Origin of the sequence: Nocardioides marmorisolisilvae (assembly GCF_003725775.1) — a bacterium.
Classification (GTDB): domain Bacteria; phylum Actinomycetota; class Actinomycetes; order Propionibacteriales; family Nocardioidaceae; genus Marmoricola; species Marmoricola marmorisolisilvae.
The window spans coordinates 45,564-61,447 of sequence record NZ_RJSG01000003.1 but is presented as its reverse complement, the minus strand read 5'-3'; the positions used below and the strand labels follow the sequence as shown (position 1 = coordinate 61,447).

Genomic DNA, 15,884 nt, shown 5'->3' with positions numbered 1-15,884 from the left:
GACGGCGCAGCGCGCGCACTCTAGGCTGGGGTGGTGCAGACCTTCCAGCTCGAGAGCTCCGTCCTGGGGCTGATCTTTCTCGCGCTGACCGTCGTGAAGATGTGGGCGCTCATCGACGCGCTGACCCGTCCGGCCGCTGCGTTCCCCGCGGCCGACAAGCAGACCAAGACCGCGTGGCTCTGGATCACCGGCCTGGCCTTCGCCGCGCACATCATTCCCGCCGTCGTCTACAACGACCAGCGCCCGTACGGACTGCTGTCGCTGATCGGCACCGTCGCCGCGTTCGTGTACCTGGTCGACGTGAAGCCGGCGCTGGCCGCAGTCACGCGGCGCCGATGAGCAGCGACGTGGCCGACGAGACCGGGCAGAGCCAGTTCATCGATCCCGACGTGCCCAAGCGGCAGCGGCTGAACCAGCGCATCCGCAACATGCTGATCGGCGTCTTCCTGCTCGACGCCGGCGTGCTGTTCGTGACCTCGGTGCTTGCCTGGGAGTGGCAGCGCTCGGTCGACAAGTACTGGGCCGAGCCGCCGTACCCGTTCCACTGGGCGCCGCTGCTCGGACCGGGCCTGATCGCGATCTGGCTGCTGATGCTGGTGCTCTTCGGCGCCTACCGCACCCGCAACTACGGGGCCGGGTTCGAGGAGTTCCGCGCGATCACGATCGCCTCGGCGGTGACCTTCGGCATCGCCTGCATGGGCGGCTTCCTGTCCTACAACCAGCCGACCCGCGGCTACCCGATCATCTTCCTGGCGCTCGGTGCGCCGCTGCTGCTGCTGGTCCGCTACATCGACCGCCAGACGCTGCACAGCGCGCGCCGTGAGGGCCGGCTCTCGATCCGGATGATCGCCGTCGGCTCACCGACCGCCATCGCCGAGATCGTCGAGGTCCTCGCCCGCGCGCCGTGGATGGGCTACCGCCTGGTCGGCATGTGCGTGCCCGGCGGCCAGGACACCTCGCACATCGGTGTCCCGGTCTTCGGCGACATCGAGGACGTCCGTCGGGTCGCCATCGACACCGGCGCCGACGGCGTGATCGTGGCAGGTGGCTCCTACTCCTCCGGCGCCGACCTGCGTCGCCTGGGCTGGGAGCTCCAGGGTCTCGACCTCGACATGCTCGTGGTGCCGGCGCTGACCGACATCGCCGGCCCGCGCGTGCACATGCGCCACGTCGCGGGACTGCCGTTCGTGCAGGTCGAGGAGCCGCAGAGCGACCGCGCCGGCGGCTGGATGAAGCGCATCTTCGACCTCACCGCGGCGACCGCGGTGGTCACGTTCCTCTCGCCGCTGCTGTTCGTCACCGGGCTGATCATCTGGCTGCAGGACCGGGGGCCGATCTTCTACCGGCAGACCCGCGTCGGCATCAACGGCGAAGAGTTCCAGATGGTCAAGTTCCGCTCGATGATCGTGAACGCCGATGCGTTGAAGGCCGATCTCGCCGAGCACAACGAGTCCGACGAGGTCCTCTTCAAGATGGCCAACGACCCGCGGATCACCCGGTTCGGACGGTTCATCCGCAAGTACTCGATCGACGAGCTGCCGCAGCTGGTCAACGTCTTCCGCGGGGAGATGAGCCTGGTCGGTCCCCGACCGCGGCTCCCTGCCGAGGTCGAGCTGTTCGAGAAGGACACCCACCGCCGGATGCTGGTCCGGCCGGGCATGACCGGCCTGTGGCAGGTCTCCGGTCGTTCCGACCTGACCTGGGCGGAGTCGGTCCGACTCGACCTCTACTACGTCGACAACTGGTCGATGGTCATCGACCTGGTCATCATCCTGCGGACCGTCAAGGCGGTCATCGTCTCCCACGGCGCGTACTAGGTCGGCGATGCGCTGGCGAGTGGTCGGGAGCCTGGCTGCTGCTGGCGTGCTGCTCACCGGCTGCTCGATGGGGAGCGCGATCCCCGCACCCGAGGAGAGCTTCGGCGCCACCGCTCCGGTCGTCACCGGCCCGCAGCCGGCACCTGCACGTCCGGCCACCACGCTGAACCTCGCGGCAGGGACGTGCTGGACGGGTGAGCTGCTCGGCGAGGACCCGCAGCTCGCGCTGAAGCTGGCCGCCACGTTCGCGATCTCCTACTTCGACGCGGCGTACGCGACGAAGGACCGGCCCGCGTTCCTGGAGAAGCGGCGTTGCTCGGCCAAGCACGCGATCGAGGTGTACCGGCTGGTGCAGGCGGCCGCGGTCACGCCGCTGGTCAGCGACTACGGGCAGCTGATGCGGACGCAGACGCTCGACTTCGCGCTGCTCTCGGCCGCGGTGAACCAGGCCTGCATGGACGACACGCTGTCGTCGGCAGCCACCCGCAGCGGCGTCGCCGGAGCCTCGCTCCAACCCGCGCTGCCCGCCGGCTACCGCACCACCTGGGCTCCCGCCACCCTCGAGCAGTGGCAGCGCGGGCAACGCCTGTTCGCGTGCCTGCTCGTCCAGGACGAACCGAGCCCGCTCCGGTACGCCGCCCTGCGCACCAGCTCGCTGCCGACGGTGCTGCGCACCTGCATCGCCAGCGGGCCGCGGATCTACGTCGACTGCGCCCGTCCTCACGACCGCGAGCGGATCGCCTACCTCGACGTCAGCGGAGCTGTGGCCAGCGGCCTGTTCCCGGGTCACAGCGCCCTGCGTCGGTCGTCCGGCGGTGCCTACCTGGACGAGGGTGCGGCTTTCTACGCCCCGCTCGACCAGGCCTGTACGGCGTACCTGCGGTCGGTCTCGTCAGACCCACGCCTCAGCGGCGTCGCCGAGATCGACGTGAACGCCTGGCCCGATGCGGTCGGTCGCTACGCGATCAGCTGCGAGGCGGACACCCCGGCGAACAAGCCGTCGAAGGTCACCCAGGGCTCGGTCTACAACTCGGTCTACGACCGCCTCGGTGGTTGAGGTGCTCCGGACGGTGGTTGAGCCTTCCAGCCGTGTTGGTTGAGCTTGTCGAAACCTGACGAGCTCTGTGCTCAGCCCTTGTTCGCCGCGCGCGCCCGCGCAGCGGTCTTGGCCCGGTCGTTCTTGTCCAGGTCGACCTTGCGGATCCGCACGGCGTCCGGGGTGACCTCGACGCACTCGTCGTCGCGGCAGAACTCCAGGCACTGCTCGAGGCTGAGCTTCTTCGGCGGGATGAGCTTCTCGAAGTTGTCCGAGGTGGAGGAGCGGACGTTGGTCTGCTGCTTCTCCTTGGTGATGTTCACGTCCATGTCGTCGGCGCGCGAGTTCTCGCCGACGATCATGCCCTCGTAGACGTCGGTCGTCGGCTCGACGAACATGACGCCCCGCTCCTGCAGGTTCGTCATGGCGTACGCCGTCGCGGCGCCGGACCGGTCGGCGACCAGCGAGCCCTGCGAGCGCGACTGGATCGGACCGGCCCACGGCTCGTAGCCCTCGGAGATGTGGTGCGCGATACCGGTGCCGCGGGTCTGGGTCAGGAAGTCGGTCCGGAATCCGATCAGGCCGCGCGAGGGAACCAGGAACTCCATCCGCACCCAGCCGGTGCCGTGGTTGGTCATCTGCTCCATGCGGCCCTTGCGCAGCGCCAGCAGCTGGGTGATCGCGCCGAGGTGCTCCTCGGGGGCGTCGATGGTCAGGCGCTCGGTCGGCTCGTGCAGCTTGCCGTCGATCTCCTTGGTGACCACCTGCGGCTTGCCGACGGTGAGCTCGAAGCCCTCGCGGCGCATCTGCTCGACCAGGATCGCCAGCGCCAGCTCGCCACGTCCCTGGACCTCCCAGGCGTCCGGGCGCTCGGTCGGGAGGATCCGCAGCGAGACGTTGCCGACCAGCTCGGAGTCGAGGCGGTCCTTGACCAGGCGGGCGGTGACCTTGGTGTTCTTGGTCGGGCCCTTGCCGGCCAGCGGCGAGGTGTTGGTGCCGATGGTCATCGAGATCGCCGGCTCGTCGACGTGGATCAGCGGCAGCGCGACCGGGTTCTCCGGGTCGGCCAGGGTCTCGCCGATGGTGATCTCCGGGATGCCGGCGATGGCGACGATGTCGCCCGGGCCCGCGGACTCGCCCGGCTTGCGCTCGAGGCCCTCGGTGACGAGCAGCTCGGTGATCTTGACGTTCTTGCTGGTGCCGTCGCGCTTCATCCAGGCGACGTTCTGGCCCTTCTTCAGGGTGCCCTCGTGGATGCGCAGCAGCGCGAGCCGGCCGAGGAACGGGCTGGAGTCGAGGTTGGTCACGTGGGCCTGGAGCGGCGCGCCCTCGGTGTACGTCGGCGCCGGGATGGTCTCCAGGATCGTCTTGAACAGCGGCTCGAGGTCGCTGCCCTCGGGCATCGTGCCGTTCTCGGGCTGCTCCAGCGAGGCGATGCCCGCACGACCCGAGGCGTAGACGACCGGGAAGTCGAGGGCGTCCTGGCTGTGCGACTCGTCGAGCAGGTCCATGAACAGCTCGTAGGTCTCGTCGACGACCTCGGAGATGCGGGCGTCGCCACGGTCGGTCTTGTTCACGACCAGGATCACCGGCATGTCGGCGTTGAGCGCCTTGCGCAGCACGAAGCGGGTCTGCGGCAGCGGGCCCTCGGAGGCGTCGACCAGCAGCACGATGCCGTCGACCATCGACAGGCCGCGCTCGACCTCGCCGCCGAAGTCGGCGTGACCGGGGGTGTCGATGATGTTGATCGTCATCGGCTTGCCCTCGGCGGCCGGACCCGCGTAGTGCACCGCGGTGTTCTTCGCGAGGATGGTGATGCCCTTCTCGCGCTCGAGCTCACCGGAGTCCATCGCCCGCTCGGCGACGCCCTCGGCCTGGTGGGCGGAGAAGGCGCCGGCCTGGAGCAGCATCGCGTCCACCAGGGTGGTCTTGCCGTGGTCGACGTGCGCGACGATGGCGACGTTGCGCAGGTCTGCGCGGGTGGTGGAGGACATGCTGCTGGTGCCTTTCGGGCAGGGGTGAGACGGGTCACGTGTATCGGTGAGAGTGCGTCGAACGACGACCCCGAAGTCTATCGTGGATCGCATGTCCTCTTTGCCAGCAGCGAATCAGGCCCCGGTCTTCCGGGTGCTGTTCGTGTGCATCGGCAACGTCTGCCGCTCCCCGGTGGGTGAGCGCCTGCTGGCTGCGCGCCTGCCCTCAGACCGGTTCGCGGTCAGCAGCGCCGGTGTCGGGGCGATGGTCGGTTACGCGATGAGCAAGTACGCCGCGGCCGAGCTGGAGGGCTTCGGGGGCAACTCCAAGGGCTTCGCGGCCCGCCAGCTGCTCCCCGAGATGATCGAGGACGCCGACCTGGTGCTGACCGCCACCCGCGACCTGCGCTCGCAGGTCCTGGCCGAGAACCCGGGTGCGCTGCGCCGGACCTTCACGATCCTCGAGTTCGCGGCCCTCTCCGACATGGGCGAGGGCAGCAGTGCCGAGGAGCTGGTCCGGTGGGCCGGGGCGCACCGCTCGGCCGCCGGCAACGTCGAGCAGGACGTGCCCGACCCGTTCCGCCGGGGTGCGGAGATCCACGCCGCCGCGGCCACCGCGATCAACGAGGCCGTCCAGCGCATCGCCAAGGGCTTGGATCGATGATCCTCGCTCCGCTCGTCAACGGCGCTTCGTGTCCTCGGCATCGAGCAAGCTCGTGCGCTCGGACGCTCGCGCCGTGATGGCCAAGGCGGCCGCGCTCCTGGCCGCCGCGGCCGGTGCGGTCGCGCTGGTCGCGTCAGCGCCCGGCCCGTCATCGGCCCAGCGTCCGACCGACCCGGGCGTCCCGGTTCCGCCGGTGGCGGCCGCGCCGCGAGTCGCCGCGCCCGAGCTGCCGCTGGCCGGCGTACGGATCGCCCTGGACCCCGGCCACCAGCTCGGCAACGGCCGGTTCCCGGCCATGATCCAGCGGCTGGTGCCGGCCGGCGGGTTCGTGAAGCAGTGCAACACCACCGGCACCGAGACCAACGGCGGCTACCCCGAGGCGACGTTCAACTACACGGTGATGCGCCTGGTCCAGGCGCGCCTGGAGAAGCTCGGCGCGACCGTGCTGCTCGACCGCACCACCAACAGCGAGTCCGCCTGGGGGCCGTGCGTCGACCAGCGCGGCCGGTTCGGAGCCACGGTGCACGCCGACCTCACCGTCAGCCTGCACGCGGACGGGGCCCCCGCCTACGGTCACGGGTTCCACGTGATCACCCCGGCTGCACGGAACGCCCGCAGCACCGAGGTGGTGGCGGCCTCCCGCCGGCTGGCGCTCGCGCTGCGCTCCGGGTTCGACGACGCCGGCCTCGCGCGGTCGAACTACATCAACCACGGGTTCGGGCTGGACACGCGCTGGGACCTGGCGACGCTGAACCTGTCCGACGTCCCGGTCGCGATGGTCGAGGCCGGCAACATGCGCAACGCCGGTGACGCGCGACGGATGACCAGCCCCGTCGGACGCGCTCGGTACGCCGGGGCCCTGGTCGCCGGGATCCGCGACTACCTCGGGCGTTAGCCGAAGATCGGCCCGCGGTGCAGCTGGTGCTGCGCGGCCTGGGCGACGGGGCGGATCACCAGCTCGTCGACGTTGACGTGCTCCGGCAGGCCCGCGACCCAGCGCACGGCCTCGGCCACGTCGCCGGCGACCAGCGGACGGTCCACGTCGGCGTACACCGCGTCGGCCCGGTCCTGGTCGCCGAAGCGGACCAGCGAGAACTCCGCGGTGTGCACCATCCCGGGGGCGATCTCGGTGACCCGGATCGGCTCGCCGTTCAGCTCCAGGCGCAGCGTCTGGCTGAGCGCGTGCAGGCCGTGCTTGGCCGCGGTGTACCCGCCGCCGCCGGCGTAGGCGACCTGTCCGGCGGTCGAGCCGATGTTGACCACGAGGCCGCCTCCGGTCGCCCGCAGCGCCGGCAGCAGCGCCTTGGTCACCCGGACGACGCCGAGCACGTTGACCTCGAACATCTGCGACCAGTCGTCCAGGTCGGCGCCCTCCACCTTGTCCGCGCCGTACGCACCGCCGGCGTTGTTCACCAGGACGTCGACGCGGTCGCCGGCCGCGGCGGCGAGGGCGGCCACCGACTCCTCCGAGGTGACGTCGCAGGTCACGGCCACCCCGCCGATCTCCGCGGCCAGCGCCACGACGCGCTCGGTGCGCCGAGCGGCGCAGACCACCCGGAAGCCGTCCGCGGCCAGGGCCCGGGCGGTCGCCTCGCCGATGCCGCTGCTGGCCCCGGTGACGACGGCGGTGCGGGCGTTCGACGATGCAGTGGCGTTCAACGCGTTTCTCCTGGTTTGGAACGGGGTACGGCGGAGCAATTATCTTGGCATGAGCACGCGACTCGGAGCTGCTGTCCTCGGAGCCCTGGGAGGGGTCCTTCTCGCCGCCGGTGGCGGCCTGTCCTTCATCACCGGTCAGGAACCGGAGTGGCACCGCCTGCTGGCCGTCGCCGGCTACACGATCGCGGTCTGGGCGCTGGTGCTGCTCGGCTACGGCGTGGCGCTGGCGGCGCCGGTCTGGCTGCGGCTGCTGGTCTCGGTCGCGGTCCCGGCGCTCGGGATCTCGATCTGGCAGGTGGTCGACCAGGCGATCCACGACGCCGGGAGCGGCTGGCGCGCCAATGCGGCCAGCTGGGTGCTCGCCGGGCTCCTCGTGCTGGTCATCGCCGTGCTGAGCGGGCGCGCCGCGACCCAGGTGCACGGGGCGCACGGGTACCGCCCGACCCACCGCTGACCGTTTCACCGCCTCGCCCGCTGGCCGCATCCTCCCGGGAATGGGAGAGAATCGCAGGCGGTTGTGATTGGCGTTGTGGCTGGCGGAGGTGAACCGATGACCGATCTCGTGCTCGGTGCTGCTCCCGTCGCGGACCTGGTGTCCGGGCGTGGGCCGCTGCGCCGACTCGCGATGATCAGCCTGCACACCTCGCCGCTGGACCAGCCGGGCACCGGTGACGCCGGAGGCATGAACGTCTACGTCACCGAGGTGGCCCGCCGCCTGGCGGCCCGCGGCATCGAGGTCGACATCTTCACCCGCGCGACCGACTCGCAGCTGCCGCCGCTGGTCCCGGTCGAGCCGGGCGTGAACGTGCGGCACATCGTGGCCGGACCGTTCGAGGGCCTGGCCAAGGACGAGCTCCCCGGCCAGCTCTGCGTCTTCGCCCGGGAGGTGCTGCGCGCCGAGGCGCAGTTCGACCTCGGCCACTACGACGTGGTGCACAGCCACTACTGGCTCTCCGGCCAGGTCGGCGCGCTCGCCCGCGACCGCTGGGGCGTGCCGCTGGTGCACTCGATGCACACCATGGCCAAGGTGAAGAACGGTCTGCTGGCGGAGGGCGACACCCCGGAGCCGCAGGCCCGCGTCATCGGTGAGGAGCAGGTCGTCGCGGCCGCCGACATGCTGATCGCCAACACCGCGGCGGAGGCCGCCGACCTGGTCACCAGCTACGGCGCGGACCCCGAGCGGGTCGAGGTGGTCCACCCCGGCGTCGACCTGGACAAGTTCCGCCCGACGTCGATGGCGGCGGCCCGTGCCCGGCTCGGGCTGCGCCAGGACGCCGCCGTGCTCGCCTTCGTCGGCCGGATCCAGCCGCTGAAGGCCCCCGACGTCCTGCTCCGTGCGGCCGCCGAGCTGCTGCAGCGCGAGCCCGGACTGCGCGAGCGCCTGGTGGTCGCCGTGGTCGGCGGCCCGTCGGGCAGCGGGCTGGAGCACCCCACAGCGCTCGTCGACCTCGCCGCCTCGCTCGGCATCGCCGACATCGTCCGCTTCGTGCCGCCGGTGCGTCGCGACGAGCTCGTCGACTGGTACGCCGCGGCGACGCTGGTCTGCGTGCCGTCGTACAACGAGAGCTTCGGGCTGGTCGCCGTGGAGGCCCAGGCGGTCGGCACCCCGGTCGTCGCCGCTGCCGTCGGTGGCCTGACCACCGCGGTCGACGACGGCCGGTCCGGCTTCCTGATCGAGGGCCACGACCCGGCCGACTACGCCCGGGTGTTCGCCTCGGTGATCGCGTCCCCGGACCTGCGCGCCGCGCTCTCGGTCGGCGCCGTCGGCCAGGCGGCCGGGTTCAGCTGGGAGCGCACCGCCGACGAGACCCTCGCGGTCTACCAGCGCGCGGTCGCGCGGATGGGCGTCGAGGTCCGATGACCGACGCCGCCGCCGTCATCCGGCAGGTCCTCACCGACGGCGAGCTCGAGCACGAGGAGCCGAGCCCCGGGGTCTTCGACGTCGTGCTTCCGGGCGAGCGCAAGCTCAAGACGCCGGTGCGGCTCGAGGTCGGGGCGCACGCGCTCAGCGTGCACGCGTTCGTCTGCCGCAAGCCGGACGAGAACTTCGAGGCCGTCTACCGCTGGATGCTCGAGCGGAACATGAAGCTGTTCGGGATGGCGTTCGCGTTGGACGCGGTCGGCGACATCTTCCTCGACGCCCGGCTGCCGTTGAGCGTGGTCAGCCCCGACGAGGTCGACCGCCTCCTCGGCTCGGTGCTCAGCTATGCCGACGAGTCGTTCAACGTGCTGCTCGAGCTCGGCTTCGCCTCCTCGATCCGCAAGGAGTGGGAGTGGCGGATCGCCAACGGGGAGTCGACCGCGAACCTCGAGGCGTTCCGGGGCTGGCTCGAAGCCGGCCAGGCCGCTGACTGAGTCGTCCGGATATCAACGCACGACGGCCGAAATCCGCGTGCCGCCGGGCTCCTCGCTCACCTAGATTCGGCCGTGTGACCACGACGCCGCGCACCGCCGAACCCACTGCGACCGGTACGCCGCCGGCCTGGCAGCCGGTGGCCGCGATCGGGGTGACCCTGCTGCTGTGGGCCTCGGCCTTCGTCGCCATCCGGCACCTCGGCCACGACGTCACCGCGGGGGCGCTGTCGCTGGGTCGATTGCTGATCGCGGCTGTCGCGCTGTCCCTGCTGCTGGCCCGCGCGCCCCGGACCCGGTTCACCCGCAACGAGGTGCTGCTGCTCCTGGGCTGCGGCATCGCCTGGTTCGGGATCTACAACCTGGCGCTGAACGCGAGCGAGCAGAAGATCGATGCCGCGACCGCGGCGATGGTGGTCCAGGTCGGACCGATCCTGATCGCGCTGCTGGCGGCGCTGTTCCTCGGCGAGAAGCTCACCGGCTACCTGCTGCTCGGCATGGCGATCGCCTTCGGCGGCGTCGTCGTGATCGGCAGCGCGATGCGCGGCGACGGGGGATCGGACCTCGACGGCGTGCTGCTCTCGCTGCTCGCCGCGGCGACGTACGCGATCGGTGTGGTCTGCCAGAAGGTGCTGCTCCGCCGCCTCTCCGGCCTCGAGGTGACCACCTACGCCTGCTGGATCGGGGTCGTGGTCTGCCTGCCGTGGGCCGGCGACCTGGTCGACGTGGTCCAGCACGGGTCCGGCAAGAACCTGCTGCTGATCACCTACCTCGGACTGTTCCCGACGGCGCTGGCTTTCAGCACCTGGGCCTTCGCGCTCCGCTACACCGATGCCGGCAAGCAGGCCCTGACCACGTTCCTGGTACCGGCCATCGCCGCGGTGATGGCCTGGCTGCTGCTCGACGAGGTGCCCCCGGCCCTGGCGTTCGTCGGCGGGGCGCTCTGCATCGTCGGCGTCCTGGTGACCCGGCGGAAACCCCGGGTGCCGGTGGCGGCCCAGGAGTAGCGGGCCAACCCCTCCCCAAGATCCGGCAATTCAGGCATACTGGACACAAGGGGGTCGTGCGTGCGCACGGCGAAGAAGGGGTGCCTGATGAGTTCAGGATCGTCGGCGCAGGTGACCGTGGGGTCGGCGCTCGCGCGAGCGTGGGACCAGGGCCAGGAGGTCGACCTGCTGGTCGAGGGGGTCTGGCTGGGAGGCCGGATCTCGGCCCTGGACGGCATGGGCGTGGCTATCGACGGCGGGGACTTCGAGCGCTACGTGGTCCGCCTCGAGCAGGTCTCGGTGGTCCGCATCCGTGCGTTCGCGACGGCGCCGGCGGTCAGTGGGCGGCACTCGGACCCGCTGGGCATCGAGGACGTGGCCTAGCCCAGAGGGCGGCTTATCGGACAAAACGCTCCCGGGTCCGGCACACTTGTCCGACGGCGTGCACCACGCACGCACCAGGGGCGGGGGCCGGATGAGCACGTACAGCACGTCGATGCAGTACACCATCGGGACCGCCTTGGGACGCGCCCTGGACGCGGGCCACGACGTCGAGGTCCTGATCGAGGGTCAGTGGTTGGGCGGCCGGGTCGTCGCCAACGACGGCGTGGGCCTCGTGCTGGAGAACTCGGAGACCGAGCACAGCGTCGTGCGCATCGAGAACATCAACGCTGTCCGGGTGTTCGCGGCAACTCCGCACCGCCACCGGCTGCGGGCTGCGCCCCAGCCGACCGAGGAGCGGTTGCAGGACGGCTCTATGCCGATGCCAGGTCCTCGGGTGCCGGCTGAGTGATCCGGACGTAGTCGCGCAAGGTCTCGGCACAGCCCGCGTCGAGCTTGAGCGTCGCCAGGTCGTCGGACCGGGTGATGCCCCGGTTCACGATCACGATCGGGATCCCGCGCTGGTGCGCCTGCTTCACGAACCGTCGCCCTGAGAAGACGTGCAACGACGATCCCAGGACGACCAGCGCCTCGGCCTCGTCGACCAGCTGCTTGCACTCCAGCACCCGCTCCTCGGGCACGTTCTCGCCGAAGAAGACGACGTCCGGCTTGAGCTCCCCGCCGCAATCGACGCAGTCGGCGAGCACGAAGTCGGCAGTGGACTCGAACGCGACGTCGCCGTCCGGCAGCACCTGGAGATCGGTGGCGTCGAAGTCGGGATTCAGGTCGCGGAGCCGGTCCTGCAGAACTGCCCGACCCGACGTGGTCCGGCAGCCCAGGCAGATCACCCGGTCGACCCGGCCGTGCAGGTCGACGACGCGGCGCTGACCGGCCGCGGTGTGCAGGCCGTCGACGTTCTGGGTGATCACCGCGTCGACCCGGCCAGCCGTCTCGAGCTCGGCGAGCAACCGGTGGGTGGCGTTCGGCCGTGCGGTGCCCATCGCGGTCCAGCCGAGGTAGGCGCGCGCCCAGTAACGCTGGCGGGCCAGCAGGCCGGAGCGGAACTGCTGGCCGGTCATCGGCGTGCGCGGGACCGCGTTCGGTCCGCGGTAGTCCGGGATCCCCGAGTCGGTGGAGACGCCGGCGCCGGTCAGCACCGTCCACCGCAGGTCGCCCAGGACCTCGTCGATGTTCACGGACCCAGTATCCGGGCCGGTCAAGCCGCCTGATCGGGATCCTCGTCGCGTCGGCTCCACTGGACCAGCGCGACGCCGGTGAGCACCAGCAGCAGACCCAGGGGCCCGAGGACGGGCGGGTCGTCGAGGCCGGTGGGAGCCAGCGTCCGCTTCCCGGTGCTCTTGTCCGGACTGGCGGGCCTGGTGACGGTGCCGTCGGAGGCGAGCGCCACGATCGCGTTCACGGTGCTGCCGTCGCTCGCGGTGGCGATCGCCTCGACCTGGACGCTGGTCAGGTCGAAGGCCAGCACCACCCCCTTCGTGAAGTGGCCCTGTGCGTCCGGCTCGACCGCGATCGGGTCGCCCTGGTCGATCCGGATCACCACCGACCTGATCGTGGTGGGGCCGGAGCTGATCCGCGCGGTTCCGTGCGTGACGAGCTGGGGTTGGTCGAGTCCGGAAGCGCCGACGGTGATGCTCAGCGTCTGCCCGCTGCGGGTGGTGATGCTGTCCGCCGATGCAGGTGAGGCGACCACGACGAGCGCGAGCACGGCCGCAGCGACCGCAGCCGTTCGCACGGTCGGGAGTCCGAGGATCCGCATGCCCAGCAGCCTGAACGATGAACGGGGCCCGCGAAAGGGGACCGCCCCAATCTGTGGGCAACCGTTACCCGAGCGGCTTGGCCTCCTTGCCGATCCGGTTGCCGACCTCCCAGAACCGCACCAGCTCGGGGTAGAGCACGGACTTGCCGGTGGTGATCAAACCGACTGAGAGGCGGCGCTCCGGATCGGCCCAGCCCATGATGTTGATCCAGCCCAGGTGTCCGAACGCCTGCGTGGTGTTCGGGCCGTAGAGGCTGAGCACCTTGCCGCCGAGCATGTAGCCGTAGGAGAAGGCGATCGGCAGCCCCAGGCTCAGGTCGACCTCGAGGTGCGACTGCTCGATCCGGGCGCGACGGATGGTCCGTTCCTCCATCACCCGTACGCCGTCCAGCTGGCCGCCCTGACGGAGCATCTCGTAGAACCTGCCGAGCTCGTTCGCGGTGCTGACCCCGTTCGCCGCGGGCAGCACGCCGGTGAGGAACCGCGGGTCGTTCGACATCCGGGTCGCCTCGTCCGGGTGCACGCCGAGCGCCCGGGTCAGGAAGGTGCTCAGCGGCGGCATCGGCGGCGGACCGGTCGGGTAGTTCTGGCCGACCAGCGGGACGTCCTCGGGTGCGACGCCGTAGTTCATCCAGCGGAACCCGAGCGGGTCGAGGATCTCGGCGGCGAGCACGTCGCGGATCGACTTCCCGGTGATCTCGCGGACGACCTCGCCGAGCAGGCTGCCGCCGGAGACCGCGTGGTAGGCCTGCCGCTTGCCGGCGCGCGACATCGGCTTCGCGTCGTACATGTACTCGCGCTGGAGCTCCCAGTCGTTGATCGTCTCCAGACTGAGCGCCTCCTTCGGCGCGTTCGGGATGCCGGAACGGTGCGCGAGCACGTGGCCGATGGTGATGCCGGCCTTGCCGTTGCGGGCGAACTCCGGCAGGTACTCCGCGACCGGGTCGCCGATGTGCAGCAGGCCGCGCTCGTCGAGCAGGTGGATCAGCGTCGCGGTGGTGCCCTTGGAGGCGGAGAAGATGCAGAACGGCGTGTCCGGGGTGGCCAGCACCTTCGCGGCGTCCTTGGCGTCCGCCGGACCGTTGCCGCTCGCGTGCCCGATCGCGCGGTCCAGGACGACCTCGCCGTCGCGGCGTACGCAGAGGGCGATCGCCGGGTGGATGCCCGAGCGGTAGAGGTGCTCGACGGCCTTCCAGATCGACTCGACGTTGTCGACGCTCATGCCGACCGGACGCGGGTCGGCCTCCTCGCCGATCGTGGTGACCGAGCCGAGGTCCTTCGGGATCCGGGCACGGCGGAGCGGATCGGGGACGCCGAGGCTGTCGTGCAGCAAGGAGGATCGGGCCACGGCCCGACCCTAGTGCTCAGAGGTCGAGCTTGTACCCGAGCCCGCGCACCGTCGTCAGGTACTTCGGCTCGGCCGGGCTCGGCTCGATCTTCGCGCGCAGCCGCTTCACGTGGACGTCGAGGGTCTTGGTGTCGCCGACGTAGTCCGAACCCCAGACCCGGTCGATGAGCTGACCGCGGGTCAGCACCCGGCCCGGGTTGCGCAGGAACATCTCGAGGAGCTCGAACTCCTTGAGCGGCAGCCGCACGTCTTCGCCGTCGATGGTGACCACGTGGCGCTCGGTGTCCATCCGGACCGGACCGGCCTCCAGCGTCATCGGCGCCAGGTCGGGCTCGGTGCCGCGGCGCAGCACCGCGCGGATCCGGGCGACCAGCTCGCGCGGGCTGTAGGGCTTGGTGACGTAGTCGTCGGCGCCGAGCTCGAGGCCGACCACCTTGTCGACCTCGTCGTCCTTCGCGCTGACCATGATGATCGGCACGTTGGAGGTCTGCCGGATCTGGCGGCACACCTCGGTGCCGGGCAGGCCCGGGAGCATCAGGTCGAGCAGCACGACGTCGGCGCCGGCACGGTCGAACTCGGCGAGGGCGTCGGGTCCGGTCGCGGTGATCGCGACCTCGAAGCCCTCCTTGCGGAGCATGTAGGCCAGGGCGTCGCTGTAGGACTCTTCGTCCTCGACCACAAGGACTCGGGTCATGGTGTTGCCTCCAGGCTGGGGATGGATGACTTGCGCGGCAGGGTGAGGGTGAACGTCGAGCCCTGGCCCTCCACGGACCAGACCCGTACGTCGCCGCCGTGCGAAGCCGCCACGTGCTTGACGATGGACAGGCCGAGGCCGGTGCCACCGGTGGAGCGGTGGCGAGCCGGGTCGACCCGGTAGAAGCGCTCGAAGATCCGGTCGATCTCGCTCGCGGGGATGCCGATGCCCTGGTCGGTCACCGACAGGTCCACGGTGGTGTCGGCCTCCTTGGCGGACACCACCACCGAGGAACCCTCGGGGGAGTAGGCGATCGCGTTCGCGACCAGGTTGCCGATCGCGACCGCGACCTGCTCCCGGTTGCCGAGGAGGCTGAGGCCCTTGGTGCCGTTGGCGACCAGGGAGATCTGCTTGGCGCCGGCGTCGGTCAGGTTCTCGTCGATCACCCGGCTGATCAGCCCGTCGACCTCGACGGCGACCGGCTCGTCCAACGGGTCGTCGCCCTGGAGCCGGGAGAGCTCGATGATCTGCTGCACCAGGCGGGCGAGGCGCTCGCTCTCGGTGTGCATCCGGCCGGCGAAGCGCTGGACGGCCTCCGGGTCGTCGGCGGCGTCGATGACGGCGTCGGACAGGAGCCGGATCGCGCCGATCGGTGTCTTGAGCTCGTGGCTGACGTTGGCCACGAAGTCGCGGCGGATCGACTCGACGCGACGCTCGCGCGTGCGGTCCTCGACCAGCGCGAGGACCAGGGTCGAGGAGAGCGGGGCGACCCGGGCGGTGACGTGGCGCGGCGGGATGCCCGGTGCGCGCTGCATGACGACCTCGGTCTCGCGGATCTGGCCGTCGCGGCGCACCTGCTGGACGAGCTCCTCGAGCTCGCGCACGGCAATGTGGCGTTCACGCACCAGACCCATCGCGATGGCCGGCGCGGAGGCCTTGAGGACCTCGTCGCTGGCGTCGACGACCAGTGCGCTGCTGCGCAGCACCGAGAGAACCGCGGCCACGCCCGGAGGCAGGGTCGGGGAGGTCGTCACGGGAGGGCGCGTCTGCGACTCGCTGATCCTCCAGGCCAGCACGACCCCTGCACCGAGGGTCGCACCGAGAAGGGCGAACAACAGCGCTTGCGTCGTCGGGCTCACACCAAAATCGTACGCATGGTTTCACCTGCTGTTTGACCGCCAGAGGTCGCTTTCAGGG

The 15,884-nt window shown here is 70.7% G+C and carries 18 protein-coding genes; 11 read left to right on the top strand and 7 right to left on the bottom strand.

Annotated elements, in window-relative coordinates; all coding sequences use genetic code 11:
* The first annotated feature begins 33 nt into the window (after positions 1-33).
* From EFL95_RS15735 to EFL95_RS15725, 3 genes are read left to right on the top strand one after another with little or no spacing between them, the layout of a single operon-like run.
* Entirely contained in the window at positions 34-339 is a 306-nt protein-coding gene (locus EFL95_RS15735) for a DUF2516 family protein (RefSeq protein ID WP_183407213.1), read from the top strand.
* Positions 336-1,817, top strand: a complete 1,482-nt coding sequence (locus EFL95_RS15730; RefSeq protein ID WP_123235067.1) for a sugar transferase — start codon at positions 336-338, stop codon at positions 1,815-1,817. The genes EFL95_RS15735 and EFL95_RS15730 overlap by 4 nt, the downstream gene beginning before the upstream one ends.
* 7 nt (positions 1,818-1,824) lie before the next feature.
* Complete coding sequence (locus EFL95_RS15725; RefSeq protein ID WP_148045072.1) at positions 1,825-2,874, top strand: hypothetical protein; 1,050 nt, start codon at positions 1,825-1,827, stop codon at positions 2,872-2,874.
* Between the two features lie 71 nt (positions 2,875-2,945).
* Here EFL95_RS15725 and typA read toward each other — a convergent pair whose 3' ends face one another.
* Entirely contained in the window at positions 2,946-4,847 is a 1,902-nt protein-coding gene (typA, locus tag EFL95_RS15720; RefSeq protein ID WP_123235065.1) for a translational GTPase TypA, read from the bottom strand.
* A 91-nt stretch (positions 4,848-4,938) separates the two neighbouring features.
* On the opposite strand from typA, the gene EFL95_RS15715 reads away from it, so the two are divergent.
* Positions 4,939-5,490 carry an arsenate reductase/protein-tyrosine-phosphatase family protein gene (locus EFL95_RS15715; protein WP_123235064.1) on the top strand — a complete coding sequence of 184 codons (552 nt, stop codon included), beginning with the start codon at positions 4,939-4,941 and terminating at the stop codon, positions 5,488-5,490.
* A gap of 28 nt (positions 5,491-5,518) precedes the next feature.
* Complete coding sequence (locus tag EFL95_RS15710; protein WP_246004997.1) at positions 5,519-6,385, top strand: N-acetylmuramoyl-L-alanine amidase; 867 nt, start codon at positions 5,519-5,521, stop codon at positions 6,383-6,385.
* Here the strand turns inward: EFL95_RS15710 and EFL95_RS15705 are convergent.
* A complete protein-coding gene (locus tag EFL95_RS15705) occupies positions 6,382-7,149 on the bottom strand; it encodes an SDR family oxidoreductase (protein ID WP_123235063.1) in 768 nt (255 codons plus the stop codon). The genes EFL95_RS15710 and EFL95_RS15705 overlap by 4 nt on opposite strands.
* Before the next feature lie 49 nt (positions 7,150-7,198).
* Here EFL95_RS15705 and EFL95_RS15700 point away from each other — a divergent pair, with 49 nt between their 5' ends.
* From EFL95_RS15700 to EFL95_RS15675, 6 genes are all read left to right on the top strand, one after another.
* Positions 7,199-7,603 carry a hypothetical protein gene (locus tag EFL95_RS15700; RefSeq protein WP_123235062.1) on the top strand — a complete coding sequence of 135 codons (405 nt, stop codon included), beginning with the start codon at positions 7,199-7,201 and terminating at the stop codon, positions 7,601-7,603.
* Positions 7,604-7,699: 96 nt separating this feature from the next.
* Positions 7,700-9,010 carry a D-inositol-3-phosphate glycosyltransferase gene (gene mshA, locus EFL95_RS15695; RefSeq protein WP_123235061.1) on the top strand — a complete coding sequence of 437 codons (1,311 nt, stop codon included), beginning with the start codon at positions 7,700-7,702 and terminating at the stop codon, positions 9,008-9,010.
* Complete coding sequence (locus EFL95_RS15690) at positions 9,007-9,504, top strand: type III secretion system chaperone family protein (protein ID WP_123235060.1); 498 nt, start codon at positions 9,007-9,009, stop codon at positions 9,502-9,504. The genes mshA and EFL95_RS15690 overlap by 4 nt, the downstream gene beginning before the upstream one ends.
* A 74-nt stretch (positions 9,505-9,578) precedes the next feature.
* Positions 9,579-10,508, top strand: coding sequence for a DMT family transporter (locus tag EFL95_RS15685; RefSeq protein WP_123235059.1), 930 nt, complete (start codon positions 9,579-9,581; stop codon positions 10,506-10,508).
* Positions 10,509-10,595: 87 nt separating this feature from the next.
* Positions 10,596-10,871, top strand: a complete 276-nt coding sequence (locus tag EFL95_RS15680) for a hypothetical protein (protein WP_148045071.1) — start codon at positions 10,596-10,598, stop codon at positions 10,869-10,871.
* 91 nt (positions 10,872-10,962) lie between these two features.
* Positions 10,963-11,280 (top strand): hypothetical protein, encoded by a 318-nt coding sequence (locus EFL95_RS15675; RefSeq protein ID WP_148045070.1) that lies wholly within the window; start codon positions 10,963-10,965, stop codon positions 11,278-11,280.
* On the opposite strand, the gene EFL95_RS15670 is transcribed toward EFL95_RS15675, so the two are convergent.
* From EFL95_RS15670 to EFL95_RS15650, 5 genes are all read right to left on the bottom strand, one after another.
* On the bottom strand, positions 11,243-12,064 hold the full coding sequence (locus tag EFL95_RS15670; protein ID WP_221176470.1) for an NAD-dependent protein deacetylase: 822 nt from the start codon (positions 12,062-12,064) through the stop codon (positions 11,243-11,245). The two genes, EFL95_RS15675 and EFL95_RS15670, sit on opposite strands and share 38 nt — an antisense overlap.
* Before the next feature lie 20 nt (positions 12,065-12,084).
* On the bottom strand, positions 12,085-12,645 hold the full coding sequence (locus tag EFL95_RS15665) for a hypothetical protein (RefSeq protein WP_123235055.1): 561 nt from the start codon (positions 12,643-12,645) through the stop codon (positions 12,085-12,087).
* A gap of 64 nt (positions 12,646-12,709) precedes the next feature.
* Positions 12,710-13,993, bottom strand: a complete 1,284-nt coding sequence (locus EFL95_RS15660; RefSeq protein ID WP_123235054.1) for a serine hydrolase domain-containing protein — start codon at positions 13,991-13,993, stop codon at positions 12,710-12,712.
* 16 nt (positions 13,994-14,009) lie between these two features.
* On the bottom strand, positions 14,010-14,687 hold the full coding sequence (locus tag EFL95_RS15655) for a response regulator transcription factor (RefSeq protein WP_123235053.1): 678 nt from the start codon (positions 14,685-14,687) through the stop codon (positions 14,010-14,012).
* Complete coding sequence (locus EFL95_RS15650; RefSeq protein ID WP_123235052.1) at positions 14,684-15,826, bottom strand: sensor histidine kinase; 1,143 nt, start codon at positions 15,824-15,826, stop codon at positions 14,684-14,686. Before EFL95_RS15650 ends, EFL95_RS15655 begins: the two co-directional genes overlap by 4 nt.
* Between the last annotated feature and the right edge of the window lie 58 nt (positions 15,827-15,884).